The 25,332-nt window shown below is 41.5% G+C and carries 24 protein-coding genes, 1 tRNA gene and 1 pseudogene; 12 read left to right on the top strand and 14 right to left on the bottom strand.

The window, feature by feature from the left end; all coding sequences use genetic code 11:
* Window positions 1-4: 4 nt before the first annotated feature.
* Complete coding sequence (gene carA, locus H4I94_RS13490; RefSeq protein ID WP_261183424.1) at window positions 5-1,144, bottom strand: glutamine-hydrolyzing carbamoyl-phosphate synthase small subunit; 1,140 nt, start codon at window positions 1,142-1,144, stop codon at window positions 5-7.
* A gap of 312 nt (window positions 1,145-1,456) precedes the next feature.
* Between carA and H4I94_RS13485 the strand changes: the two genes are divergently transcribed.
* Window positions 1,457-1,930, top strand: a complete 474-nt coding sequence (locus tag H4I94_RS13485; RefSeq protein ID WP_261183423.1) for a hypothetical protein — start codon at window positions 1,457-1,459, stop codon at window positions 1,928-1,930.
* Window positions 1,931-2,067: 137 nt separating this feature from the next.
* Here H4I94_RS13485 and H4I94_RS13480 read toward each other — a convergent pair whose 3' ends face one another.
* Both H4I94_RS13480 and yhbY read right to left on the bottom strand, forming a co-directional pair.
* Window positions 2,068-2,607 carry a DOMON-like domain-containing protein gene (locus H4I94_RS13480; RefSeq protein WP_261183422.1) on the bottom strand — a complete coding sequence of 180 codons (540 nt, stop codon included), beginning with the start codon at window positions 2,605-2,607 and terminating at the stop codon, window positions 2,068-2,070.
* Window positions 2,608-2,616: 9 nt separating this feature from the next.
* A complete protein-coding gene (yhbY, locus tag H4I94_RS13475) occupies window positions 2,617-2,940 on the bottom strand; it encodes a ribosome assembly RNA-binding protein YhbY (protein ID WP_092818708.1) in 324 nt (107 codons plus the stop codon).
* A 195-nt stretch (window positions 2,941-3,135) separates the two neighbouring features.
* On the opposite strand from yhbY, the gene rlmE reads away from it, so the two are divergent.
* From rlmE to folP, 4 genes are all read left to right on the top strand, one after another.
* The gene (rlmE, locus tag H4I94_RS13470; RefSeq protein ID WP_092818707.1) at window positions 3,136-3,786 is read left to right on the top strand and encodes a 23S rRNA (uridine(2552)-2'-O)-methyltransferase RlmE; all 651 of its coding nucleotides are present in this window, start codon (window positions 3,136-3,138) and stop codon (window positions 3,784-3,786) included.
* Between the two features lie 132 nt (window positions 3,787-3,918).
* Window positions 3,919-5,808 carry an ATP-dependent zinc metalloprotease FtsH gene (gene ftsH / locus H4I94_RS13465; protein ID WP_092818706.1) on the top strand — a complete coding sequence of 630 codons (1,890 nt, stop codon included), beginning with the start codon at window positions 3,919-3,921 and terminating at the stop codon, window positions 5,806-5,808.
* A 107-nt stretch (window positions 5,809-5,915) separates the two neighbouring features.
* Window positions 5,916-6,530, top strand: a complete 615-nt coding sequence (locus tag H4I94_RS13460) for a GNAT family N-acetyltransferase (RefSeq protein WP_092818705.1) — start codon at window positions 5,916-5,918, stop codon at window positions 6,528-6,530.
* 79 nt (window positions 6,531-6,609) lie between these two features.
* Window positions 6,610-7,467 (top strand): dihydropteroate synthase, encoded by an 858-nt coding sequence (folP, locus tag H4I94_RS13455; protein ID WP_261183421.1) that lies wholly within the window; start codon window positions 6,610-6,612, stop codon window positions 7,465-7,467.
* Between the two features lie 59 nt (window positions 7,468-7,526).
* Here the strand turns inward: folP and H4I94_RS13450 are convergent, their stop codons facing one another.
* A complete protein-coding gene (locus tag H4I94_RS13450; protein ID WP_261183420.1) occupies window positions 7,527-8,081 on the bottom strand; it encodes a hypothetical protein in 555 nt (184 codons plus the stop codon).
* A 462-nt stretch (window positions 8,082-8,543) separates the two neighbouring features.
* On the opposite strand from H4I94_RS13450, the gene H4I94_RS13445 reads away from it, so the two are divergent.
* Entirely contained in the window at window positions 8,544-8,858 is a 315-nt protein-coding gene (locus H4I94_RS13445; RefSeq protein WP_261183419.1) for a DUF5713 family protein, read from the top strand.
* Between the two features lie 26 nt (window positions 8,859-8,884).
* Here the strand turns inward: H4I94_RS13445 and H4I94_RS13440 are convergent, their stop codons facing one another.
* The 3 genes from H4I94_RS13440 to H4I94_RS13430 all read right to left on the bottom strand — a co-directional run bounded on the left by H4I94_RS13440 (window position 8,885) and on the right by H4I94_RS13430 (window position 10,338).
* Window positions 8,885-9,277, bottom strand: a complete 393-nt coding sequence (locus H4I94_RS13440) for a hypothetical protein (protein ID WP_261183418.1) — start codon at window positions 9,275-9,277, stop codon at window positions 8,885-8,887.
* Between the two features lie 106 nt (window positions 9,278-9,383).
* Window positions 9,384-9,469: transfer RNA gene (locus H4I94_RS13435), tRNA-Leu, on the bottom strand.
* Between the two features lie 137 nt (window positions 9,470-9,606).
* Entirely contained in the window at window positions 9,607-10,338 is a 732-nt protein-coding gene (locus tag H4I94_RS13430; protein ID WP_261183417.1) for a hypothetical protein, read from the bottom strand.
* 343 nt (window positions 10,339-10,681) lie between these two features.
* On the opposite strand from H4I94_RS13430, the gene H4I94_RS13425 reads away from it, so the two are divergent.
* Entirely contained in the window at window positions 10,682-11,188 is a 507-nt protein-coding gene (locus H4I94_RS13425) for a hypothetical protein (RefSeq protein ID WP_092818699.1), read from the top strand.
* 50 nt (window positions 11,189-11,238) lie between these two features.
* Here the strand turns inward: H4I94_RS13425 and H4I94_RS13420 are convergent, their stop codons facing one another.
* From H4I94_RS13420 to H4I94_RS13410, 3 genes are all read right to left on the bottom strand, one after another.
* Complete coding sequence (locus H4I94_RS13420; protein ID WP_261183454.1) at window positions 11,239-11,520, bottom strand: hypothetical protein; 282 nt, start codon at window positions 11,518-11,520, stop codon at window positions 11,239-11,241.
* A gap of 52 nt (window positions 11,521-11,572) precedes the next feature.
* Window positions 11,573-12,898 carry a hemolysin family protein gene (locus H4I94_RS13415; RefSeq protein WP_261183416.1) on the bottom strand — a complete coding sequence of 442 codons (1,326 nt, stop codon included), beginning with the start codon at window positions 12,896-12,898 and terminating at the stop codon, window positions 11,573-11,575.
* Window positions 12,899-13,025: 127 nt separating this feature from the next.
* Window positions 13,026-14,015 carry a LysR family transcriptional regulator gene (locus tag H4I94_RS13410; protein ID WP_086196263.1) on the bottom strand — a complete coding sequence of 330 codons (990 nt, stop codon included), beginning with the start codon at window positions 14,013-14,015 and terminating at the stop codon, window positions 13,026-13,028.
* Window positions 14,016-14,659: 644 nt separating this feature from the next.
* Here H4I94_RS13410 and H4I94_RS13405 point away from each other — a divergent pair.
* Window positions 14,660-16,264 (top strand): isocitrate lyase, encoded by a 1,605-nt coding sequence (locus tag H4I94_RS13405; protein ID WP_092818696.1) that lies wholly within the window; start codon window positions 14,660-14,662, stop codon window positions 16,262-16,264.
* Window positions 16,265-16,394: 130 nt separating this feature from the next.
* Here H4I94_RS13405 and H4I94_RS13400 read toward each other — a convergent pair whose 3' ends face one another.
* Complete coding sequence (locus H4I94_RS13400) at window positions 16,395-16,769, bottom strand: diacylglycerol kinase (protein WP_092818964.1); 375 nt, start codon at window positions 16,767-16,769, stop codon at window positions 16,395-16,397.
* A 316-nt stretch (window positions 16,770-17,085) separates the two neighbouring features.
* Here H4I94_RS13400 and H4I94_RS13395 point away from each other — a divergent pair, with 316 nt between their 5' ends.
* Together H4I94_RS13395 and H4I94_RS13390 are read left to right on the top strand one after the other, a co-directional pair.
* Entirely contained in the window at window positions 17,086-20,181 is a 3,096-nt protein-coding gene (locus H4I94_RS13395; protein WP_261183415.1) for a multidrug efflux RND transporter permease subunit, read from the top strand.
* 238 nt (window positions 20,182-20,419) lie between these two features.
* Window positions 20,420-21,001, top strand: a complete 582-nt coding sequence (locus H4I94_RS13390; protein ID WP_261183414.1) for a DUF4112 domain-containing protein — start codon at window positions 20,420-20,422, stop codon at window positions 20,999-21,001.
* Window positions 21,002-21,158: 157 nt separating this feature from the next.
* On the opposite strand, the gene htpX is transcribed toward H4I94_RS13390, so the two are convergent.
* A complete protein-coding gene (gene htpX, locus H4I94_RS13385) occupies window positions 21,159-22,064 on the bottom strand; it encodes a protease HtpX (protein ID WP_261183413.1) in 906 nt (301 codons plus the stop codon).
* A gap of 135 nt (window positions 22,065-22,199) precedes the next feature.
* Window positions 22,200-23,066, bottom strand: a complete 867-nt coding sequence (locus H4I94_RS13380; protein ID WP_261183412.1) for a lytic transglycosylase domain-containing protein — start codon at window positions 23,064-23,066, stop codon at window positions 22,200-22,202.
* 501 nt (window positions 23,067-23,567) lie between these two features.
* Between H4I94_RS13380 and ttcA the strand changes: the two genes are divergently transcribed.
* Together ttcA and H4I94_RS13370 are read left to right on the top strand one after the other, a co-directional pair.
* On the top strand, window positions 23,568-24,488 hold the full coding sequence (gene ttcA / locus H4I94_RS13375) for a tRNA 2-thiocytidine(32) synthetase TtcA (protein ID WP_092818691.1): 921 nt from the start codon (window positions 23,568-23,570) through the stop codon (window positions 24,486-24,488).
* 226 nt (window positions 24,489-24,714) lie between these two features.
* The gene (locus tag H4I94_RS13370; RefSeq protein WP_261183411.1) at window positions 24,715-25,098 is read left to right on the top strand and encodes an SCP2 sterol-binding domain-containing protein; all 384 of its coding nucleotides are present in this window, start codon (window positions 24,715-24,717) and stop codon (window positions 25,096-25,098) included.
* An 82-nt stretch (window positions 25,099-25,180) separates the two neighbouring features.
* Here H4I94_RS13370 and H4I94_RS13365 read toward each other — a convergent pair.
* Window positions 25,181-25,332: pseudogene (locus tag H4I94_RS13365) on the bottom strand (IS4 family transposase); the annotation flags it as partial.

The following is a 25,332-nucleotide window of genomic DNA, read 5'->3' as shown; positions in this document are numbered from 1 at the left end:
TTAATTACTTCTTAGATGCTTCGATAAGTTCGATGAAATGATCGAACAATGGTGCGCAGTCATGTGGACCAGGGCTTGCTTCAGGGTGACCCTGGAAGCTGAACGCAGGTTTGTCTGTGCGATGCATACCTTGTAAGGTTTGGTCGAACAATGATTTGTGCGTTGCTTTCAAGTTAGCCGGTAGCGTATCTGTATCTACTGCGAAGCCATGGTTTTGAGAAGTAATCATCACTGTACCATCTTCAAGATTTTGTACGGGATGGTTGGCACCATGGTGACCGTGAGGCATTTTCACCGTCTTGGCACCGCTTGCAAGTGCAAGAATCTGATGACCTAAACAGATACCAAATACTGGAATTTCTGTTGTTTCTACAATTGTTTTTACAGCTTCAATTGCGTAATCACATGCAGCTGGATCGCCAGGACCGTTCGATAAGAACACACCGTCTGGATTCAGTGCAAGTACGTCAGCAGCAGGAGTTTGCGCAGGCACAACAGTCAATTTACAACCGCGGTCTGCAAGCATACGTAAGATGTTGGTTTTGACACCGTAATCGTATGCAACAACATGGAATTTAAGTTCTGGTTGAGAGAAGCCTTTACCAAGCGTCCAAGAACCGGTCGTCCATTCGAAACCTTCAGGGTCACAGCATTCTTTTGCAAGGTCTAAACCATTAAGACCACCAAAAGCACGAGCTTTCGCTAAAGCTTCTTCTTCTGTAACGTTTTCGCCAGCAAGGATACAACCATTTTGTGCACCTTTAGATCGCAGAATACGCGTTAACTTACGGGTATCAATGTCTGCGATAGCGACAACATTGTGTTGTTTAAGGTAATCACCAAGTGATTGTTCAGCACGGAAGTTGCTATGCAATAAAGGCAGGTCACGAATGATCAATCCGTTGGCCCATACTTTATGAATTCGACCTGACTCAGCGTCTTCTTCGTTACAACCTGTATTGCCAATATGTGGGTAAGTGAGGGTGACAAGTTGCTGTGCATAACTCGGGTCAGTCAAAATTTCTTGATAGCCAGTCATGGCAGTGTTGAAAACGACTTCACCAGTCGTACTACCCGATGCGCCAATTGAAGTACCTTTAAAAATAGTACCATCGGCAAGGGCTAAAATTGCTGGGGTGCTCAAACCAAAGCTCCTGAAATTTAGGCTGTAAAAAAGCGAGTAGACGAAAAAAAAGGAAGGTTATTATAAAACCTACCCTCCCTCTGTCTGCTCGCTTGAACTTAACACGGCATTATACGCAGAAAGCCTTTTAAAGTCCATTTAATTTACTAGGAATATGTAAGATAAATGCCTTGTCTTTTGCTGAGAACTCTGTATGAGCATCTGTGTATATAAAATGTAAGCAAATTAGAATTGTCTGACAAATCAAAACTTAAATTTTATCAAAACCGAATACGCTAGGTTTCTCATGTAATAACTATTAGGAAAAAGATCATGACAGTAGAACAAAAGCCGGTAAAAGCAAAAACCACATTAAAAGAGGTAGTTGCAGAAGGTGCGGACAAATTGGAACATGCATCTAAAGAGGCACAGCAGAAAGTGAAAGAAGCAGTGACTGAATCGACTGAAAACGTAAAAACTGAAGCGAAGGAGGTACAGGCAAATGTTCAGGAGCAGATTCAAAGTTTAAAACAGGACCTTTTTCAGCGTATTGAAGCTATTAAAAAGCAATTGAGTTTTTCACCGAAAGATTTGGCAGAGCTGAAAGAATTCGTAAAAGCTGAATTGACGGCGGTCATTGAAGACTTGTCGAAAATGGGTAAGGAGTTAAAAGAAGATGTCAGCCAAATTTCAGTAAAACATAAAGATCATCTGACTGAAACCTTAAAACGTTCTAAAGAACATACTTTAGATGTGTGGAAAAAGGTCTCAGTGAAGTCTGAAGATAAACCTACTTTAAAAAGCTGAGAGAGAGCTAGATAAATCTGCTGATCTAGGGGCGAGGAAGGGCGCTATGCCAGTTTTCCTAAATGACACCTTGAAAACATAAAAAAGTGAGGTACGTTGCCTCACTTTTTTATTGCTTCAATATTGCTTGCTATGCCTTAGAACTGATGCAGCCAATCCCGCTTGTTGTGAAAGTCTGCATTTGGACTGCTGTGTTGCATTGCATAATATTGCTCGCCTTGTGAAGTTTTAAGTACAGCAGTTAAGCCCAGGAACAAATCTGACCATTGTAATTTGTGCTTTAACATGAACTCGGTTAAGTCCAGGCTCACATTTAAACCATAATGGGTACGTTTGAGCTGGTTGAGTTCAATGTCATCTGCGGCTTGAGGCGGCATATCTTCCGGATAGCGATATTCTTCAAACTGATAGGCCTGCCAAGCCTGGGAAGGAGAGAGGTTGATTTCACGATAGAAATCCTCTCCCTGCACACCTATAAAAACTTCAAAACAGGTGTGTTCCCATAAAAAATCCTGACGCGGATAATCTGGAACCAGTTCAGGCCATTGCATAAGCTGATTGGGGTCGCGTAACCAGTAGCCAATATTCAAGGTATAAGGGCTTTGTTGTTCAATCGCAGCAACCAGCGAGATCGATTGAAAGCGACGATCAAAGGCGCTAAGTTCGTAACTTGCCATGAAATCTGCTTAGTTGGATAAATGAGCGTGACGAACCAGGTTGGATAATTTGGCATTCTGTTTTGCCGCTTTTTTATAAATCAGCGCAATTTTACCAATTTTTTGAACAACTTCAGCACCAGTTTGAGCTGAAAGCTCTTCGATTAAAGAGGCGCGTTCTTCACGATCTTCTGCCACGATTTTCACTTTAATCAATTCGTGATCGTTTAAAGCGCGGTTTAGTTCTTCAACTACAGCTTCAGTCAAACCTTTATCGCCCAGCATAACCACCGGGTTTAATGCATGTCCGATTTGACGTAAACGTTTACGTTCCTGAATAGATAAAGCCGCCATAAAGATAACCTAATTTTAAAAACGGCTTAGTATAACAAATGCCAAGTTTAAACGCTTTATATTCTGTTGAAATAATCGATTTCAATTATTGAAAAAAACCTTTCAAAGATCGGATTTAGATACAGATGTATACTGCAAGGGATATGTTTTTCACGTACAATCACATATTAGAAGTTTTTTATTATTTAGAGAGTTATGGCGACACGCATTACCAACCAGAAGTTGTCAAAAAGTAGTCGAGAGTGGATGCGCGAGCATTTGGATGATCCTTTTGTAAAGAAAGCCCAAAAGGAAGGTTATCGTGCGCGTGCGGCTTATAAGCTTCTTGAAATTCAAGAAAAATACAAAATTATTAAACCGGGCATGACCGTCGTTGACCTGGGCGCAGCACCCGGCAGCTGGTCGCAGATTGCAGGTAAACTGGTCGGCGATAAAGGCCTATTGATTGCCTCCGATATTTTACCTATGGATGCATTGCCAGATGTAACCTTCCTGCAAGGCGACTTCCGTGAGGAAGAAGTTTTTGAAAAATTGTTAAATATTTTAAACGGACGGACTGTAGACGTTGTAATTTCGGATATGGCCCCCAATACATCAGGTAATAAGGCTGTAGATCAACCTCGCCAAATTTACTTGTGTGAACTGGCTCTAGATTTTGCCAACAAGGTTTTAGGACCTAAAGGCCAATTTGTAGTCAAGGTTTTCCAAGGCACCGGATTTGACGAATTCCGTAAACAAGTTGTAGATAACTTCGATGTATTGAAGACAGCAAAACCTGCTGCTTCACGTGCCCGTTCTAAAGAAGTATTTTTAATCGGGCAAGGTCGTAAGAAAGCTTCTAGATAAAGTTTACTTGCCAAGACGTTAAAAATTGTGCATTTTGTACATTTTTAAAATATTGCAAAGCTGATCTTCAGCTTAAATTAAGGTCACCCATTTGTGGGCATGATCAAATTAGATTGATATGGGAATAAAGCTTTGAGCGATCTCTTCAAGAATGCCGTATTGTGGCTGGTTATACTGGGTGTACTGATTCTGATTTTCAGTAACATCAGTGACCGCAATCAACCGACAGCAATGAATTATTCAGAGTTTGTTTCAGCGGTGAATGCTGGTCAAATTAAGCAAGTCACCATTGATGGCGAAAGAATTCGGGGTGAAAAAACAAACGGTTCAGAGTTTGAAAGCATTCGTCCTGCGGTTCAAGACCCGGAATTGATGCCAAACCTCATTAAACATAATGTTGTTGTAGAAGGGACTGCACCGCAACGTCAAGGTTTGTTGATGCAACTTCTTATCGCTAGCTTCCCTGTACTTTTGATCATTTTGTTATTCATGTTCTTTATGCGCAACATGGGTGGTGGTGCAGGTGGTAAAAGTGGTCCAATGAGTTTTGGTAAATCAAAAGCCAAAATGCTGTCAGAAGACCAGATTAAAGTGACATTTACCGATGTTGCTGGCTGTGACGAAGCTAAACAAGAAGTTGTTGAAATTGTAGATTTCTTGAAAGATCCATCTAAATTTAAACGTCTGGGTGCAAGTATTCCTAAAGGCGTGTTGATGGTTGGTCCTCCAGGTACGGGTAAAACCTTGCTGGCTAAAGCGATTGCGGGTGAAGCCAAAGTTCCGTTTTTTAGTATTTCCGGTTCTGACTTTGTTGAAATGTTCGTGGGTGTCGGTGCTTCACGTGTACGTGACATGTTTGAACAGGCAAAACGCCATGCGCCATGTATCATCTTTATCGATGAGATTGATGCGGTCGGTCGTCACCGTGGTTCAGGTACCGGTGGCGGTCATGATGAACGTGAACAAACACTTAACCAGATGCTGGTAGAAATGGATGGTTTCGAAGGCAATGAAGGTATTATTGTCATTGCTGCAACCAACCGTGCCGATGTACTGGATAAAGCCTTGCTTCGTCCAGGCCGTTTTGACCGTCAGGTCATGGTAGGTTTGCCAGACATTAAAGGTCGTGAACAGATTCTGAATGTACATTTGAAAAAATTGCCTTCGCACACTGGTGTAGATGTGAAAGTGCTGGCTCGTGGTACACCTGGTTTCTCTGGTGCACAATTGGCAAACCTGGTAAACGAAGCAGCGTTATTTGCTGCACGTCGTAACAAGAACACCGTCGACATGCATGACTTTGAGGATGCAAAAGACAAGATCTATATGGGTCCTGAACGTAAATCGATGGTGCTTCGTGAAGAAGAACGTCGTGCTACCGCTTATCATGAAGCAGGTCATGCCATTGTGGCGGAAATCTTGCCGGGTACGGACCCGGTGCATAAGGTGACCATTATGCCGCGCGGTTGGGCATTGGGTGTAACCTGGCAGTTGCCGGAACAAGATGCAATTAGTCATTACAAAGACAAAATGCTGAATGAAATTTCAATTTTATTCGGTGGTCGTATTGCAGAAGAGGTGTTCATTAACCAGATGTCGACTGGTGCTTCCAACGACTTTGAGCGTGCAACTAAAATGGCACGTGCAATGGTCACCAAGTACGGTATGTCTGACAAAATGGGCGTGATGGTTTATGAAGATGAAAACCAAAATGGCTTCTTTGGAAATGTAGGAAGCCGTACCATTTCTGAAGCAACCCAGCAACAGGTAGATGCTGAAGTTCGCCGGATTCTGGATGAACAGTATAAAGTTGCTCGCAATATTTTGGAAAATAACAAAGAGATTGCGCATGCAATGGTAAAAGCGTTGATGGAATGGGAAACCATTGATCGTGACCAAATCCGTGACATCATGGAAGGTCGTGAACCACAACCACCTAAAGTTTATGTTGCTGAAAATCCGGTGATTGATGTAACACCAACAGATGGTCCTGCAACACCTCCACCATTGCCAGCAAGTTAAGATCTTTAAAAAAGCCACCTTCGGGTGGTTTTTTTATATTTATTATTTTTATGACCTGGGCTTGGATGCTATGGTGTTTGGATAAAACCAATGAGTAAAAAACAAAAATGAATATACCTGTTTTAGAGTCCCGGATTTATCAGCTTGTTCTGGAGCCATTAACTTGGGCACATTTTGCAGATTTAGAAGTAGCATGTGCTGAAGGTGATTTAGGAGAAGTTTTATATAATTCGGTACCTTATTTGCACAATTTAAGAAACTATTTTACACAAGCATTTGAACAGCAAGCTAAAGATGAACGGATGGCTTTTGCGGTCATCGATATAAACTGTGGCCGTGCTATTGGAACCACCAGCTATCATGATATCAAACCTGAAATTCCGCGTTTCGAAATTGGCTATACCTGGTATGCTAAACGCTATCAACGCACTTACGTCAACCGGGTCTGTAAATATCTTTTATTACAACATGCTTTTGAACATTTAAATGCTCAGGTGATTGGTTTGCGTACGGATCACCTAAATGTTGCCAGCCAGAAAGCCATTGAAGGTATTGGTGCCAAACGGGATGGAATCATCAGATGTCATATGCTGCGCAAGGATGGCGTAACACTAAGAGATAGTTATATGTACAGCATTCTAAAAAGTGAATGGGTCGATGTAAAAGCCCTACTACAATCCAAACTGATGCAATATTCAGGCAAGAACGACTTCGAAATCTAGATCTTGTCCGGATTGAGCTTTGCTTTATTTAGCTATCCATAAGACAATATGAAGGTTATTGTGAATTAGGATTTAAATCATGCAGCTAAAGCCTTTACGACCACAGATCTGGACTTTTGGTCATTTAAAGCTGGACTTATCTCAGCCGCATGTCATGGGAATTCTAAACGTTACTCCGGATTCTTTTAGTGATGGTGGAAAGCATAATACGAAAGATCAGGCGGTAGCCAAAGCTCTGGAAATGATTGCGGATGGCGCCACCGTGATTGATATTGGAGGGGAGTCTACACGTCCGGGTGCAGCAGTAGTGGACATCGAGGAAGAAATCCGTCGCGTGGTACCGGTGGTAGAGGAACTGGCTAAACATGAGGTCATTATTTCAATTGATACCTCGGCGCCCGAAGTGATTAAAGCTGCAGTAAAAGCAGGGGCACATATCTGGAATGATGTGCGTGCGCTGACTCGCCCCAAGGCTTTGGAAACGGCAGCAGAACTGAATATTCCCGTGATTATTATGCATATGCGTGGTGAGCCGACCACGATGAATAATCTAGATCAATATAGTGATGTGACGGCTGAGGTGATTGCAGAGCTGCAACAACGGGTTAATGATGCATTACAGGCAGGGGTGAAGCGGGAAAACATCATGATTGACCCAGGCTTTGGTTTCGCCAAAAATGCTCAGCAAAACCTAAAATTATTAAATGAGTTTTATAAATTAAATGATATGGGGTATCCCATTTTATCTGCACTTTCACGGAAGCGCTTTATTGGTGAAGCACTGGGGGGGGCAGATGCTCAAAATCGGGCTATGGGTTCTGTTGCTGCTCATTTATTCAGTATTCAACAGGGTGCATGCATGGTGCGAGCGCATGATGTCAAAGCCATGAGTGATGCCATTAAAATATGGCAGGCCATGACTCATCTGGATATCTAACTAAAAAAAAAGCTCGATCCGGCATCGGGCTTTTTTGCTTGCAGTGGTCATTACTTTCCTTACTTTCCTTGATGCTCAAGTGAGGAATGGTGAACCACTATTCGTAATTTACCTGCATTATCTTTTACAAATTTCCAGCTTTTATCTACAGTCGTCACTTCACCATTCTTATTGGTAAAGTGGACTTTAGATAAAGTACTTGCACTGTCAGCCGATATATTTATCGCTGCATTATCGACTTCGCATTTTTGCCAGCCACCGAGTGCGAAACCTTTGTCATTGGGAAAATTGGGATTTCCGCCTACGAAATAGGACAAAGCTCCATCTTTTGTGGTTCTGAAAGTGTGTGGATTTGTGGTTAATGTGGGTTTAAATAAAACAGGACCATTCTGATAAAAATATGCATCATCAATCACCTTGCTGGCCAGGTCATTTGCTGCCTGTTTTCCGTATTGATCATAGCTTGCACTGATATCGAGTAAGGCTTTACACCAGGCTTGCTGTGCGGCTATGACTTCAGGTTCTGAAATCATATTTTTTTGAGTATCTTTTTTTGAGGTTGTAGAGCAGGCTGAGAATGTGATTCCAAGAAATGTAACTAAAATAGCTTTCATAACATTTCCCTGTAGAAATTAGGTTTTTATTTTATAAAGTGAAATTTATCTAAGTCCTAGTCATGCTATCGAATAAATCGAAAACTCAACCAAACCTTTACATAAAATTAAAAAATAAATCATGGCTTTATTTATTTAGGTAGGATGGGTTTAAGTGTTATTTAAAATGCTATAGATCTAAAAATTAAACGCTGTAATGAAAACAACCAATTAAGGCAGAGATGGAGTTGGCTCATATTTTGAAAATGCTTGATATGATTTTTTTCCCACAATTTGCTGCAGTGTATTTTGTTTTCTACTCAGCATTGTCAATAGGGCAGCCCATCAATCCGATTTAATTGCCCTTAAGAAATTTGAATAAAAAAGAACCGGGTTAAATCGCCTTTCTATAGTGGCATTTGGTAATTTTGTTGCTTTGTGTTATACAAGCTCGCTTGAATGCAGGTCTTTTTTGAGTGTTGTATGTTTGAAGATTTACTTCTCCCGATGTTTGATGATGAATATTATCCCGATATTCTTGTGGCTGAAGTCAAGCAGGCCATAAAACAGTTTGCAAAGAAGGTAGAAAAACCTGATTTATCTGAAGGAGATATTTATCATTTTGCTGCCGAAACAGTGGCTTTGATTAATAAGATGAAACCGCAGTTTGAAGATCTTGACTCGTCACTGGATGACACCGCAGCCGATTATATTGCTGAAGCCATGATGATGGTGGTGCAAGATCACGGTTATATGGATATTGAAATGGAAGAACTGGTATCGAATAGAGAGTGGTAAGTCACTCTCTATTTGTTAGTTTATATCTAAAGTTTAGCTGAATTAGATAATAGATCGCTTAAATGGCAACTTGCCTGGATATGAATTTCTGTTATCCCATCTACCATCAAATGAAATTTCTCGTTTTCACTATACGCTCTTGCGCTTAGATTGAGCCAAAAGTACGGATCTTGTCGCAGTAAACTTCGAATCCGCTTTTCATCTTCCGGATGATTAAAATGCATGGGATAGGAATACTTCGCTAAAGTACAATGATTTAAAACAAGTTGTCCCTGATTTTCACCAATGGTGCCAGAAAATAAATCATAAACCTCTTGAGCTTGTGAGTTTTCAACTGCCTCTATTGCATGAGTCAAAGTTGTGCTCATTAATATAAACAGGCTGATATAGAGCCGGCAATGCATTTTAAATCGTTTCATTTTTATTCTGTCTTTTTTATTGGTTTACTATGATTGAGTGATTCAGGCATAAAAAAACCAGCTTATCGCTGGGTCTTTTATTGCACCATTTTAAATAGTATTAAAATGGTGCCCGAGGCCAGACTCGAACTGGCACGCTTTGTGGGCGGGGGATTTTAAATCCCCTGTGTCTACCGATTTCACCACTCGGGCATGTGCGCCATAATAGTGGAGGAAATAAAACTTGGCAAGTGCCTTTGCATGTATTTGCTTTCTTTTCAATCAATTCATGTGCTTATCACTATAAAACACGACTTTGAATGAGTTTTTATCCTTAAAAGGTATGTCATTTACATCAAGCTATCCAGATAGGTTTCGACATCTATATGCTTGTGTGTTTTACATAGTTCATTTTCATAATGAATCAGCTGTATATGCAAATCGATAAACTGTTTTTCTTGTTGTTGTAGCGAGTGAAGTGCGGCTGAGTTTTTGCTCATGAATAGGCTTTTTAACTGAATTTTTAATACCTGCTTATAAGCCCAAAAACAAATGCGGCGGGTTTCTTGCAGATAAAAATATTGCTCGTTTTGTGTACTTTCACGGAACATATTTTCTTTATAAAAACGAACAAAACCAAAACTCAAGGCAAAGAAAAACAGAATAATCTGTAGAAATGTACTTTCAATATAAGCAATATTGATGGTTTGCAGCACAATCAGTACCGCCAGTTTTACCGGAGTATGGCGAAGTTGCTGATACAAAGACGTGGAGCTGTGTTTGACCTGTTTGATGACCACGGGCGTATAAAGCATAAACAACAACATAATGGCTAAAACAGCAATGCCTTGGGCACGAAAAGCATTAAATTGCGGAAATTGGCTAGCAATGAAATGACCCAGACTCATCGAAAGCGAGATAAAAATCATCGCAGCCAGAACCCAGGGAATCAGCTCTTTCAGTTCGTCTAAAATTCCCTTGGTTTTGATCATGCTGTAAAACAAATAATTTCTTTTAAAAGCTGCCGGGTACTGTTTCCGTAGTTGTTTTAAAAAAAGTGCAGTTTGTTTATTGCTGATCATAAGAATTAAAGAAACATAAAAAGTAGAGCCAATATAAAGGATTTAAGAGTATTTAATAGAGAAAAATCTGAAATACATGAATTTCTTTATTTCCAAGCTCAATTTTTATTGGCTTATTGAGCATGAATTAAATTTTTAGCGCGTTTCGCAATATTGAATTTTGCCTCTGTTTATTTTTAGCGTATTTATAACAGCTAAGATCTATTGCGTTTATCTGCTTGGTCTGAGGATCACATTTCAACCTGCTAAATGATGAATCGAATCGGGAGCTTAATTTTATTCCTGTATTCAGTGAGGAATTATGCGAAAATAGTGCTTTCTTATTTTTGTCCAAGGACAGTTCATGACTGATCAATCTCCTGAATCTTTAAGCGATATCGAAATTTTAGACATTTTACAGTCCATGAAAAACGATGTGCTGAATACTGAAGCGAAAGAGATGATCCGTAATGGTGGTAAAGCTGGTCGCCAAGAAGCACATAAAAATGCCTTGGTTGCGTTGAATGCCAGTTTTGAAAGCAAGTTTGTTGAAGCCGTGACTTTGGCACTTCATTTAAATGAAGCGCAAAGCAAAAAAATTCGTTATAAAAAAGACCGTATCCGTATTTTAAAAGCCCATGGTATTGATTATTTGGCCATTGATGGTGCCGAAACAGCCCAGGTTTTATCGCAGATTGCCCAAGCCATTACCCGTGAAGATGCGACTGTGACTCACGACTTGCATAATATTTTCCCGTTCTGGAAAGAAGGCTGGCCAATGGTACAGTTCGACAATGCTTACAAAATTCTGGAAGATGACATTGCCATTCACTATCAAGCAGTTTTAGATGCTTTAATTGCACAATATTAAAACTGGACATTAAAAAGCACCGTAAGGTGCTTTTTTTATTGCTTAATTTTTTATGGGTAGAACCATGCTAACAAGGCACGGATCGGCCAAATAAAAAGTCGCCACCAGGTGATCAAAGGATAATAAAGATATTCGCTTAAACGCATGGTCTGATCATAACTTTTACGTTGGCGTTCATAACCATAGGGTGTAATCCAGCAAGCAAAGAGCAATAATACAATTGCAAGTATCAGGAGAAGCGGCTGTGATTGCCTGGCGAAAAAATAATAAATTAGATAAAGGCCGGAATAGAAACTCAGGCAGGCAAGCAGGGCACTCAACGAAAAATTCATTATTTTTATTCCATGATTATTGTTATTTTCTAAAAAAGTGAGAAGAATCAGACTATTCTGATTCTTCATTATGATTATTTTCCACTTCCTTTAAAAGTCGTGTAACCAGGAGCTGGTCAATTTTAAAATGGTCTACATCGACCACTTCAAATTTATAATTACCATAAATCACGGTATCGGCAGGACGCGGAATCTTGCGTAGACGGTACATCATGAAACCGGCAAGGGTCTCATAATTTTCTTCATCTGGCATTTCATCAATTTCAAGGGCATGTTTCAGGTCCTCAATTGGCGTGCTGCCATCAATCAGCCAGGAATTGTTGTCACGTTTAATAATCTGCTGTTCTGCTTCTATCGGAGTTACCCAGTCACCCATCACGGTAATCATAATGTCCGACAAGGTAATTACGCCAACCACCAATGCATATTCGTTAATCACCACCGCAAACTTTTCTTTGGTGGAACGGAAACGGTCCAGTAGTTCAGATAAAGTCAAAGTATCCGGGATGGTCAATACATTACGAATGGTACTTTCATTGAGTTGCAGTAAGGACTGGTTGTTTAGAATACGCACCAGAATATCCTTGGCATCGACGTAACCAATCACATCATCAATATTTTCACTACACACCAGAAACTTGGAGTAGGGATATTCAGCAAGTTTCTGCCGGATACTGGCTTCTGATTCTTTAAGGGTGAAGAACACCACATTTTCACGTGTGGTCATACTTGAAGGCACATTACGTTCTTCAAGCTCAAATACGTTTTCAATGAAATGATGTTCCTGTTTCTGCAATACGCCTGCCTGTGCACCGGCATCCATGACGGCAGAGATATCATCAAAAGTAATATTATCTTCACGGGTGGTATTGACCTTGAACAGGCGGAACAACAGATTGGCAATGGCATTGATCATCCACGCCAGTGGTTTACATACCCGAATAAAAATTTGAATCGGGTTGATTACAGACACGGCAATTTTTTCGGGAGCAATCATGGCCAGACGTTTTGGCATCAAGTCTGCAAACAGAATGAATAATGACGTGACTAAAGTAAAAGACAAGGCAAAACCGATCGTTTCGGCCCACGCACCCGTATAGAAACGTGAAACCAGCTCGAGAAAATAAGGACGGAAAGCCCCTTCACCCAAAATACCGCCAAGAATGGCAACAGCATTTAGACCGATTTGTGAGGCTGCAAAAAAGTCTGCCGAATTTTCCTGTAAATCCAAGACCTGCTGAGCACGTTCATCCCCAGATTCAGCCAGTATTTTCAGTTTAACTTTACGTGCGCCCGCCAAGGCAATTTCGGTGAGCGATAAGAATCCCGCACCTGCAATGAGGATGATGATGATGACGATATTTTGAAAGAGGCTCACAAATCCACCTGTGGATCATCATTATTATGAATATTTTTAACATAAAAGAACGTCAGGTAGTAATGAAATGACTACCTGACTAAATACAGTATAAGCTTAAAAAAGAAGAATTTAAGAAAAATTGTGCTTAATAATGTGAAAATTGGGAATTATTCATTAAAAATTCACGATTTTCTTCTTCAATCATCTGACGGGCCACATACAGAATGAGCTGACGCAACCAGCGATGTGCCGGGTGATGATGCAATAATGGACACCACGCCATCTTCAATTCAAACTCGGGAATGTAGAAGGGCGGATCTTTCATCAATAAATTTTGATTCTTGGCTTGTAAACGCGCGATGCGTGTCGGCAAAGTCGCAACGAGGTCAACATTGGCAGCCAATAACCCCGGCATTTGATAGTGACGGGTAAACACTGAAATTTTACGCTTTTGACCAATACGCTCTAAAGCCTGATCAATCCAGCCTAAACCGGCCTGTTTTTCCGGGTTCACGCCAAAACCAACACCCATCCCTGTTTTAGAAACCCAGATATGTTGTGCATCTAAATAACTTTTAAGGTTTAGATTCCCCGCGGCAGGGTGTTTGCTATTGAGCAAACAGGAAAAACTGTCTCGCCAAACCAGCACCTGATGGAAACTTTGCGGAATTTCATTGAAACGGTTAATCGCCAGATCGACTTTGCCTTGTTCCATGTCACGATAAGACACATCACTTGGGGTTAAAAAGTCCAGTACGACATTGGGTGCTTCAGAGCGTAATGCTTTGACCAAACGCGGGACTAAAGTCGCTTCCGCATAATCCGAGGTCATGATACGGAAAACACGGTTTGAAGTATAAGGACGGAATTCGGTACGCGGTTCTAAAATCATGGACAGGTCAGAAAGGGCATCGCGAATACGAGGTTGTAATTCCAGAGCACGTTCTGTAGGGGTCATTCCTTCCGAAGAACGAATGAGCAGCGGATCATTAAATAAGTTACGTAAACGACGCAAAATGTTACTCATGGCAGGCTGGGTCACACCCAATTGTTCTGCCGCACGCGTTACATTTTTTTCACGAAGGAGTACATCAAGATATATTAATAGATTGAGATCGACCCGCTCCAGATTCATAAAAGAAATACCGAAAATAAACTCATGAAATTATTTCGATTATGCCATAAGCGACAAGGCTTGTGTAGGAATATTGATGAAAAAAGAAACGAGATAAATGAGAGATTTATATAGATTGAATATAGGTAGAATCGGGAGAGGCGGTGATGATTGCGTCAAGTTTTAAATAAATCCTGAGGAAATTGAGCGGGGGTTAAATACCCTGCAAAAGTAGAGAATCCTTAATCTATAAAAGTCAAAATAAGCATAAATAAGAAACAGCTGCATTTTGAAAATATAGGAAAAAAAGTACGAAAATGAGAGAGAAAATGTCGGGTCAAGCTTTTTCAGTAGCAGTCAAGACTTAAGTCTAATGAAGAAAAATGCAGCATAATGAACAATTTGTAAGCAAGAAATGATTTTGCATATTATAAATAAATTAAATTAAAACAATGGCTTAAAATTTTTAAACATAAACATAATACGACTTTGATCTACATATTTTTTAAATAAATACTGAGAATTAATCGAGAATATTGGATTAATTTTTTAACTCAATCTAATCTGTGTTCATCTTAACGAAGCGCTCTAAATCTGAACAAATAATATGAGTGTGATTTTAGCCTTCGCTTGATGAAATCCTAATATTATTACAGGAAAATATCATGACTACATACCAAACAGCGATTGATGCAATCCGCGAATTAAAAGCAAAATTCGGCAACACTTGGGCAGACATCAGTCCTGAAGATGCTGCACGTATGCAAATGCAAAACCGTTTCAAAACTGGTTTAGACATTGCTAAATATACAGCTGCGATTATGCGTCGTGATATGGCTGAATACGATGCCGATTCTAGCAAATACACTCAATCTTTAGGTTGCTGGCACGGTTTTGTTGCGCAACAAAAAATGATTGCGAACAAAAAATACTTCGGTACTACAAGCAAGCGTTATATCTACCTTTCTGGTTGGATGGTTGCTGCACTTCGTTCAGAATTCGGTCCTCTTCCTGACCAATCTATGCACGAAAAAACTTCTGTTCCTGCATTGATCGAAGAAATCTACACTTTCTTACGTCAAGCTGACGCAAAAGAATTAAACGATTTGTTCCGTGCACTTAAAAAAGCACAAGACGCTGGTGACACTGCTAAAGCTGCTGAAATCACTGCGCAAATCGACAATTTTGAAACTCACGTTGTGCCAATCATTGCGGACATCGACGCTGGTTTCGGTAACGAAGAAGCGACTTACTTGCTTGCTAAGAAAATGATCGAAGCGGGTGCATGTGCACTACAAATCGAAAACCAGGTTTCTGATGCGAAACAATGTGGTCACCAAGCTGGTAAAGTAACTGTTCCACACGAAGACTTCATCGCTAAAATCCACGCTTTACGTTACGCGTTCCTGGAAATGGGTCTTGACGACGGTATCATCGTTGCACGTACTGACTCTGAAGGCGCTGACTTGACTCAAAAAATCCCAGTGGTTAAAGAGCCAGGCGACATCGCTTCTCAATACATCAGCTACTTAGACACTCAAGAAATTGACATCTCTGAAGCGAAAGAAGACGAAATCCTGATCAAGCGTGATGGTAAACTTCACCGTCCTAAACGTTTAGCTTCTGGTTTGTACCAGTTCCGTGAAGGCACTCAAATTGACCGCGTTGTACTTGACTGTGTAACCAGCCTTCAAAACGGTGCTGACCTGCTTTGGATCGAAACTGCGACTCCAAACGTAGAAGAAATTGCACACATGGTTAACCGTGTGAAAGAAGTTGTTCCAAATGCGAAACTTGTTTATAACAACTCTCCATCGTTCAACTGGACTTTAAACTTCCGTCAACAAGCTTACGACCGTTGGGTTGCTGAAGGTAAAGACGTTTCTGCATACGACCGCGCTAAATTAATGAGCGCTGAGTACGACAACACTGAATTGGCTGCAGACGCTGACGAAAAAGTACGTACATTCCAAGCAGATGCTTCTCGTGAAGCAGGTGTGTTCCACCACTTGATCACACTTCCGACTTACCATACAGCTGCTCTTTCTACTCACGAGCTTGCTCAAGGTTACTTCGGTTCTGAAGGTATGTTGGCTTATGTTGCTGGCGTACAACGTAAAGAAATCCGTGGCGGTATCGCTTGTGTTAAACACCAGGCAATGGCGGGTTCTGACATCGGTGATGATCACAAAGAAATCTTCTCTGGTGACAACGCTCTTAAAGCGCACGATGATGCTAAAAACACAATGAACCAATTCGCTGCTCACTAAGCACTGAACTGATTCGAAAAACCCGGCGCAAGCCGGGTTTTTTTTATGCTTCAAAGTCTAGAATGCGATATAAAAACACGCGATAAAAGCTGCTGCTTTAAAAGCTGCAAAAATGAAAGCAATAAAATGCTTATTTCATTAAAATAATCAGCCACACAAAAAAGATGATGCCAAGCGCGACAAACTGTGCGGCACTGCCCATGTCTTTGGCATTTTTTGAAAGAGGATGCTTTTCCAGGGAAATACGGTCGACCACCGCCTCAATTGCTGAATTCAATAATTCCACAATCAAAGCCAGTAAACAGACGGCAACCATCAGGGCCTGTTCAACCGCGGTCACATTTAGAAAAAAACTGCCTGGAATAAGGACTATATTGATCAGGACGATCTGGCGAAAAGCGGCTTCATGGCTAAAGGCAGACTTAAAACCGGCAAGAGAATACTGGGTTGCATTCAAGACACGCTTAACACCGGTCTTGCCTTTAAAGGGGGAATAAGAGTTCATGGTGCTCAAACAGACAATAATTTGGGCAATCATATTCGGCATTGCTTAATTAAAAATTAATTCAATAAATTCAATTAAAATAATGAAATAAAAACAGTAAAAAATTTGGGTCAGGAGTAAAATTTACAAGAAATAAGCTTTTGATAAAAAATTATCTCCATATTTTCTCCTTATTTAAGGCAAAGTCTGATTTTTTCTGTTAAATATGATTGGCTTTTATATTTCTGTTATTGATTATCAATATCAAATCCATCATTTTAAGGGTTCAATGATTGCGTTGAATTTTTATTCCTCACCATTTAAGTGACCAGGACATATGCTGTCTAGATTTTTCATTCATCGACCGATTTTTGCCGGTGTTTTAGCCATCATCTTGATGGCTTTTGGTGTGTTTGCAACGCTGAGTTTACCGGTCGAGCGTTTTCCGGATATCGCACCGCCACGTATTAGTGTCAGTGCCAGCTATAATGGTGCCTCAGCAGAAACGGTGGAAGAAAGTGTCACCCAGGTGCTGGAACAGCAAATTAAAGGTATTGATCATTTGCTGTATTTTAGTTCCAGCAGCGATTCATCTGGTCGTAGCCGCATTAACATCAGTTTTGAAAATGGGACCGATCCGGATACGGCGCAAGTCCAGGTACAAAATGCGATTAATGGTGTGCTGAACCGTTTACCGGATGAAGTGCAACGTCAGGGTGTCAATGTATTCAAGTCACTGGGTGACACGCACATGGTCATTGGCCTGTATGATGCCTCGGGTAAAAGTGACAGCATTGCCCTGTCGGACTATATGCAGACCCATCTGGAAGAAGAGCTGGCGCGTATAGACGGTATTGGCGAAGTGGATGTGTTCGGTTCGCAATATGCCATGCGCATCTGGTTAAACCCCTTAAAATTAAAACAATACAATTTAATGCCGAGTGATATCCGCGCAGCGGTTGAAGCACAAAATACCCAGGTGGCAGCAGGGGCGGTGGGGGATTTGCCGACTGTAGAAGACCAGTATTTAAATGCCAAAGTCACTTCTGGTTCACGTTTGAAAACGGTGCCTGAATTTGAAAATATCATTGTCAAATCTGCGCGTAATGGCAGTTTTATCTATTTAAAAGATGTCGCCCGGGTTGAACTGGGGGCAGAAAATTATCAATCTTTTAATACCATTAACGGTTTTCCTTCTGCCGGGATGGGCATTTCGCTGGCTTCCGGTGCCAATGCCGTGGCGACTTCAGCCCTGATTCAGGCTGAAGTGGATAAGATTTCGAAGCAGCTTCCTGAAGGCTATAAGCTGGTTTATCCGCGTGACAACACGCCATTTGTAAAAGAATCCATCAAGGAAGTGGTGAAAACCCTGGTTGAAGCCGTGTTGCTGGTGATTGTAGTGATGTTCCTGTTCCTGCAAAACTGGCGCGCGACCCTGATTCCTGCCATTACCGTACCGGTGGTTCTGCTGGGGACCATGGCAGTATTGTATGTCTTGGGCTTAAGTATCAATACGCTCACCCTGTTTGCCTTAGTTCTGGCGATCGGGCTGCTGGTGGATGATGCGATTGTGGTGGTGGAAAATATTGAGCGGCTGATGCATGAGAAAAACTTGACGGCTCAAGAAGCATCACTTGAATCCATGCAGGAAATTAGTGGGGCATTGGTCGGAATTACATTGGTACTCACAGCCGTGTTTATTCCCATGGCTTTTTTTGGCGGTTCTACGGGTGTGATTTATCGCCAGTTTTCCATTACCCTGGTTGCTGCCATGGCTTTATCACTGGCTGTTGCCCTGATTTTAACTCCAGCTTTATGTGCCCTGATTTTAAAGCCGAATCCACAGCCTGCCCGATGGGCGGTCTGGTTTAACCAAAAACTGGATGGCCTAAAACATGGTTATTTAAAATTATCCAATCTTAGCCTGCAGCACAAGGGGGGGTGCCTCGTCATTTTTGCGGCACTGATCAGTGTTTTTGCGCTGTTCTATCGGGCTTTACCGACCAGTTTTATTCCCAGTGAAGATCAGGGCATTTTAAACGTGCAGTTTAAACTGGCAGATGGCGCACCGATGTCGAAAAGTTCCGAAATTGGTGAACAAATCAGACAGTATTTCCTGAAAAATGAAAAAAATAATGTCAATCTGGTGATGGTTCGTTATGGCCGTAATATGGCCGGAACGGGACAAAATTTGGGTCAGGGTTTTATTGCCTTAAAGCCCTGGGATGAACGCTCCGGCAAAGAAAATTCGGCTCAAGCCATTCGTGAGCGCGCCTTAAAGCATTTTAAAAACAATCCGAATGCACAGATTAATGTGACGATGCCCGCTTCGGTCAGTGGTTTAGGCCAAACTGACGGGCTGGATTTCTGGATTCGTGACATCAATGGCCAAGGTCGTGCCTATCTGGATAGCCAGTTTAAGCAATTGCAGCAGCAGGCAAAACAATACAGCAGTTTTGAAAACCTGGACAAGCGTTCAAATCCAGATAAAGCAGGCTTAAAGGTGAATATTGACCAGAAACTGGCGATGGCCAATGGCCTGTCGCAAGCAGCCATTAACAGTACCCTGGCAAGCGCTTGGGGCGGCAGCTATATCAATGATTTTATTGATCGTGGCCGGATTAAACGGGTGATGATGCAGGGCGATGCGGAATTTCGTTCCAAACCTGAAGACCTACAATACTGGTATGTGCGCAATGACTTGAACCAGATGGTGTCCTTTAGCAATTTTGCCACGGTCAGCTGGAGTGGCGGGCCGGATGTGGTCAATCGTTATATGGGTTATACCGCCTTGCAAATGGAAGCGGATACCGCCAAAGATGTCAGTTCCGGTGTTGCAATGCAGGAGGTTGAGCAGCTGGTGGCACAGCACCCGGGTATAGATGTGGCATGGAGCGGTTTGTCCTTTGAAGAAAAACGCTCGAGTAATCAGGCGCTATTGCTGTATGTGCTGTCAATCGGTTTTATTTTCCTGTGTTTGGCTGCACTGTATGAAAGCTGGTCTATTCCTACGGCGGTATTAAGTGCCATTCCTCTGGGCATTGGCGGTAATATCCTGTTCAGTTATTTTGCCAGTTTTCCGAACGACATTTATTTCCAGATTGCCTTGCTCACCACCATTGGCCTGTCCTGTAAAAATGCCATTTTAATTGTTGAGTTTGCCTCCCTTGCAGAGCAGCAAGGCCGCAGTGTGATTGAAGCTGCACTGGAAGGAGCCAGCCTGCGTTTACGCCCGATTCTGATGACTTCTCTGGCTTTTGGTGCAGGGGTAATTCCACTGGTCTTTGCCTTTGGTGCGGGTGCTGCCAGCCGTCAGGAAATTGGTGTGAGCGTATTGGGGGGGGTGATTTTCGCGACCATCTTGGTGCTGATTTTTATTCCCTTTATGTATGTGCTGATTCGCACGCTGTTGAAAACCAAAACCCGGGTATAACCTGAATTCAATTCAACCATTCAATAGACTTGCAGCAAAAGGGGCTTATTGAGTGGTTCTGAGAATGGAACAGGTTAATGAAGCAGTTAAGGCAAGATCAATCTCTTCATCAGTCCAGCATGTAATAGGATGGGGAGTATGATTCACGTTCACTGGTTAATGATATCCATACACTTCAAACAGCACAGATATGATGTAATCTCAAGCAGTTAGAGCGATCTTTTCTTTGGAACCAGCAATGTCTGAACAACAAAAACTCAGCCGGCAAGAAGTCATACGTTTGGAGCGCGATTTAGCCAAGTTTGCCAATATGATGGATTCGGTGGTGCGTATTCCCTTTACCAAACAAGGGGTGGGGGCGGATGCTGCCTTAAGTACCATTCCTGTGGTTGGAGATGTCGCGGGTTTTGTCTTGACCTGTTATGCCATCTATAAAGCCAAGCAAATTGGCGTACCGCAAAGCAAGCTGACTCCGGTGATGAAATTGGCCATGATGGATGCCGTAGTCGGTTTTATTCCTGTTGCTGGAACGGTTTTTGACGTTTTTATACGTCCAAGCCGCAAAGCTTTAGCGATTGTGCACGATCATATTCGTGAGGAATATCAGATTCGCAGTGAATCACATGTCACCCATCCCTTTTTGCATGAACGTCTGGAACAGAAGCAGCAGTCTTCAGCATTTTGGCGTAACCCTGTGGTGGCCTGGATCTGGCTGCATCTTCCTGACCTGTTGGGCGTTATTTTTATCATTATATTGGCCCTTGCTATGTGGTTGGGATTGAGCTGGTTATGGCAATGCTGGCAAACACTAAACATTTAGCCCCTGCAAGATCAACCAATCGATGATTTTGCTGTTAATCATGCATATTGAGTGGCGTGTGTAATTGTCTTTTAATGACAGCCTATTGTATTGAAGCTAGTCATAAAAAAAAGCCTCCATGCAGGAGGCTCTTTTTATTCTGTTTTATCTCAACAGATTATGGGCAATTTAACTGTTGTAATGCAGCTACACGTTGTTCAATGGTAGGATGGGTCTGGAACAAAGCAGCCAGGCTGAAACCTTGTTCTTTACCTTCTGCAATAGAGAACGCTTTCATTTCTTTTGGCATTTGATCTGGCAGTTCAGATTCTGCCTGTAAACGCAATAATGCAGAAATCATGGCCTGTTTACCGGCTAAACGTGCTCCGGCTTCATCGGCACGGTATTCGCGATGACGCGAGAACCACATCACAATGGCAGAAGCCAGAATACCAAACACGATATCCAGTACGATGGTAATGGCAAAATAAGCCAGTCCCGGTGCTTCGCCATCTTCACGGCCAAAGACATTACGGTCAATAAAGTCACCGACCACACGGGCAAAGAACATGACAAAGGCGTTGACTACACCTTGAATCAAGGCAAGCGTAACCATGTCACCATTGGCAACGTGACCGATCTCATGCGCAAGCACCGCACGAAGTTCGTCTTTATTCATGCGTTCGAGCAAGCCGGTTGAAACGGCAACCAATGCATCGTTTTTATTCCAGCCTGTAGCGAAAGCATTCGACTGATAAGATGGGAAAATACCCACTTCTGGCATGTTAATGCCGGCACGTTGCGATAATTGCGTAATTTCTTGTAATAACCATGCTTCAGCCTGGTTACGAGGCGCATTCGGGTCAATTAACTCTGTCCCGGTAGACTTTTTTGCCATCCATTTCGACATAAACAACGAAATGAGAGAGCCAACCATACCAAAGACAAAACAGATCACTAGTAGATTGCCTAGATTTAAGCCACCCGCGCCATGGTAACTACCGACACCGAAGAGTGACAAGATAATGCCAGCTACTACCAGTACCGCGAGGTTGGTTAGCAAGAACAAACCAATCCGCATCATTGAGAAAATCCTCTTATAATAAAAAAATAATCTGATTTATAAATCAAAAATCATCTCACTAAATATGAGGTGTAAGTCTTAAAAATTCAAGGAAAAATTAACAAAACTCTATAATGATGCAGTTTCTAAAACAATTTAATTGTCAGCAATTGAAATTTTTGCTGAAGCTGTCGCATGGGCTGTGGCATATGAGCCGGGAGCATCGGTGAAGCTGCCATCGGATGCCATAATGATTTGACGCTGTGAACTATAACGAGGGGCTGCATGTGCTGAAGCGGATTCATAATTGTCGGACTGGGCAACAATTTTGCCGGCATCAGAACTCGACTTTGCCGAACTTGAGCTATGACCCAAGCCATTGGAATATAAGTTGCTGAAGCGGCTGCTCACACGTCTGACATAGTCCTGGGTTTCTCTAAACGGGGGAATGCCGCCGTATTTGGCGACATTGCCTTCACCTGCATTGTAACTGGCCAGAACCAGTGAGGTATTGCCATTAAAACGTTTCATCAGCCAGGATAAATATTTTGCTCCACCCATAATATTTTGATAGGGATCAAAAGCATTTGAAACATTAAAACGTTTTGCAGTCGCAGGCATGAGCTGCATCAGTCCCTGTGCGCCAACAGGGGAGCGGGCATTGACATTAAAGCCTGATTCAGTATGCATGACTGCTTTAATCAGGCCTTCCGATATGCCATGTTGAGACGCGGCCTGTTTAATAATGGAATCAAAAGCATTTTTATTGCGGCTGTAACTCGGAAGTACTGAAGCTTCGGATGAACCCCAGTTACTATAGCTATGGATATTGCTGTCTGGATAGTAGGTCTTTTTCTCGACTTTGAGATGGTTGTAACGATTTTTCTTATTGGTGAGCAAGGTCGTACCATTCGAGTCTTTTAACTGATAGATGGTCTGTCCGGCATAACTGGTCGTTGCAACAGATTGAACTGCCACACACCCCAAAAAATAAAGTCCAATTTTTACAAAGTTATTTTTCATTTTTATAAATAGACAACATTTGTTCCAAACATAGTACAAGTGGAGTTTAACAAAAAAAAACAAGATGGAAAGTATTACTCTATTAATTTCACCAAAAGTTTGTAAAAAGCAAGAGCTGTTTGTTGAGATAGTAATCAAAAAAAATTTTAATTTTTTTTTAATCAGGATAACTTGACACACTTAAGTCATTGATTTTAAAAAATAACAAAATTGATCAAAAAATAATCAATTTAAATAGAAGCCTTAAATAATAGGTCTGACACCTTGTCAAGTGTTTTAAAATCCACAAAGTTATCCACAGGTTTTGTGGACAACTGTGGAAAAGTACAAATGGTAAGCATTGTGGCTAAAATTTGAACTCATAAGGTTAAAATAAACTTGGGAGTTTTAAATGAAAAGGGTAGTAATAAACAATTTGCAGAAATTACATTCTTTTGGTGCTTGTTCAGGCTGAATCGGATAAAATTGCGCGGTATTTTTATTTATGGGTAAATCTCGTCTATGTACTCGCCAGTTGAGTCCGAACAAGGATTTAATTTCAAACCAGAACTGCCAACTAGTTCGGCATATTACCGTTTATTGAAAAAGCTTCGCCGTCAAGTCGGTCATGCCATTCGTGATTTTAAAATGATCGAAGATGGCGATAAGGTAATGGTCTGTATTTCTGGGGGTAAAGACAGTTATACCTTGCTGGATATTTTGTTGCAGTTTAAACGGATTGCACCGATCAATTTTGATGTGGTGGCTGTGAACCTGGACCAAAAGCAGCCCGGTTTCCCGGAAGATGTCTTGCCCCATTATTTAGAGGAAAATAAAATTCCTTATTATATTCTGGAAAAAGACACGTACAGCATTACCAAAAAGCTGACGCCTGAAGGTAAAACCTACTGTGCAGTGTGTTCACGTTTACGTCGTGGTTCATTGTATGGCTTTGCGCAGGAAATTGGCGCGACCAAAGTCGCTTTAGGTCATCACCGTGATGACATTATGGCCACGTTCTTCCTGAACCTGTTTCATGGCGGTAGCCTGAAGGCCATGCCACCGAAACTGCTGTCATCCGACAAGAAAAATATCCTGATTCGTCCACTGGCTTATGTGGAAGAAAAAGACATCATCAAATATGCAGAAATGCGCCAGTTCCCGATTATTCCGTGTAACCTGTGCGGTTCACAGGAGAACCTACAACGCGCCATGATTAATGACATGCTGCGTGAATGGGATAAACAGTATCCAAAACGCTTACACAGTATTTTTGGTGCCATGCAGAATGTATCGCCTTCGCAATTGGCCGACCGTGAACTGTTTGACTTTGAAGCTTTAGACGCACAGCGTGAAATTGATTTCACTGCGAGCTGCTCAACGGAAGAAGAAGGGCAAAGCAAACGGATCAACATGGTCAACCTGGGTTTTGCAGCAGACTAAGATTAGTTTCTAGACACCAATTTTAGGGTTGGTGTCTATTTTATATAACTTTATATATCTGATTTATTTAATAAATGTATTAAAAACATAAAAATTGAACGCATCGTACAAAAAACGTTAAGCAGAAAACGGTTTTACATGCTATAACAAGCTTCAAGCAAAATAGCTTCACAAAGATGTTGTCTGGATAGGCGACACAAATGAACAAATAAATTGAGGAAAGATCATGCCTGCCTTTTTAACTGATGATTGGTTTTCAACTGTAGAAAAATTAACTGCGCAAGCGGGTGATTTAAACTTGCCACCTGCACTTGCAAATTTAGCAATCAACCTGGTGGTGTCTGATGCTCAGGGCAATACAGAATTATCTCTGGATGGTGGGGTAATCAAAAAAGGTCTATCCTCAAATGCGAAAACCACGTTGAACATGGATGGTGAAACTTTGCGTAAAGTGTTCCTGGAATTCGATATGGCTGCTGCAATGCAGGCATTCATGACCGGTAAAATCAAGGTTCAAGGCGATATGTCACAATTGATGGCTTTACAGACAGCCAAGCCAAGCCAAGAGCAAAAAGATTTATTCAAGAAAGTACTTGAGCAAACAGCTTAAGGTTTTTTGCGTAAGAACGATCGCTTAAGTTATTTTAAGCAAAAAAAAGCTTACCCTGGGGTCATTGCTGTCCCACAATTTTTCACAAGAGGAAGCTCATTTGAGCTTCCTCTTGTTTTATGGGTATTTTATCGGGTGAAAATAAAGCTTTTAAAGTTCTTCTTTCAAACAAATTCACTTGAATTATTCTGAGTAAACGTTGAACTGTCCAACCTGTTTTCCCTAAATGTTGAG

Source organism: Acinetobacter sp. T_3_1, from assembly GCF_025377055.1.
In the GTDB taxonomy this organism is placed as follows: domain Bacteria; phylum Pseudomonadota; class Gammaproteobacteria; order Pseudomonadales; family Moraxellaceae; genus Acinetobacter; species Acinetobacter kookii.
Note: the sequence above shows the minus strand (reverse complement) of the source record. Positions and strands in the feature narration are given on the sequence as shown.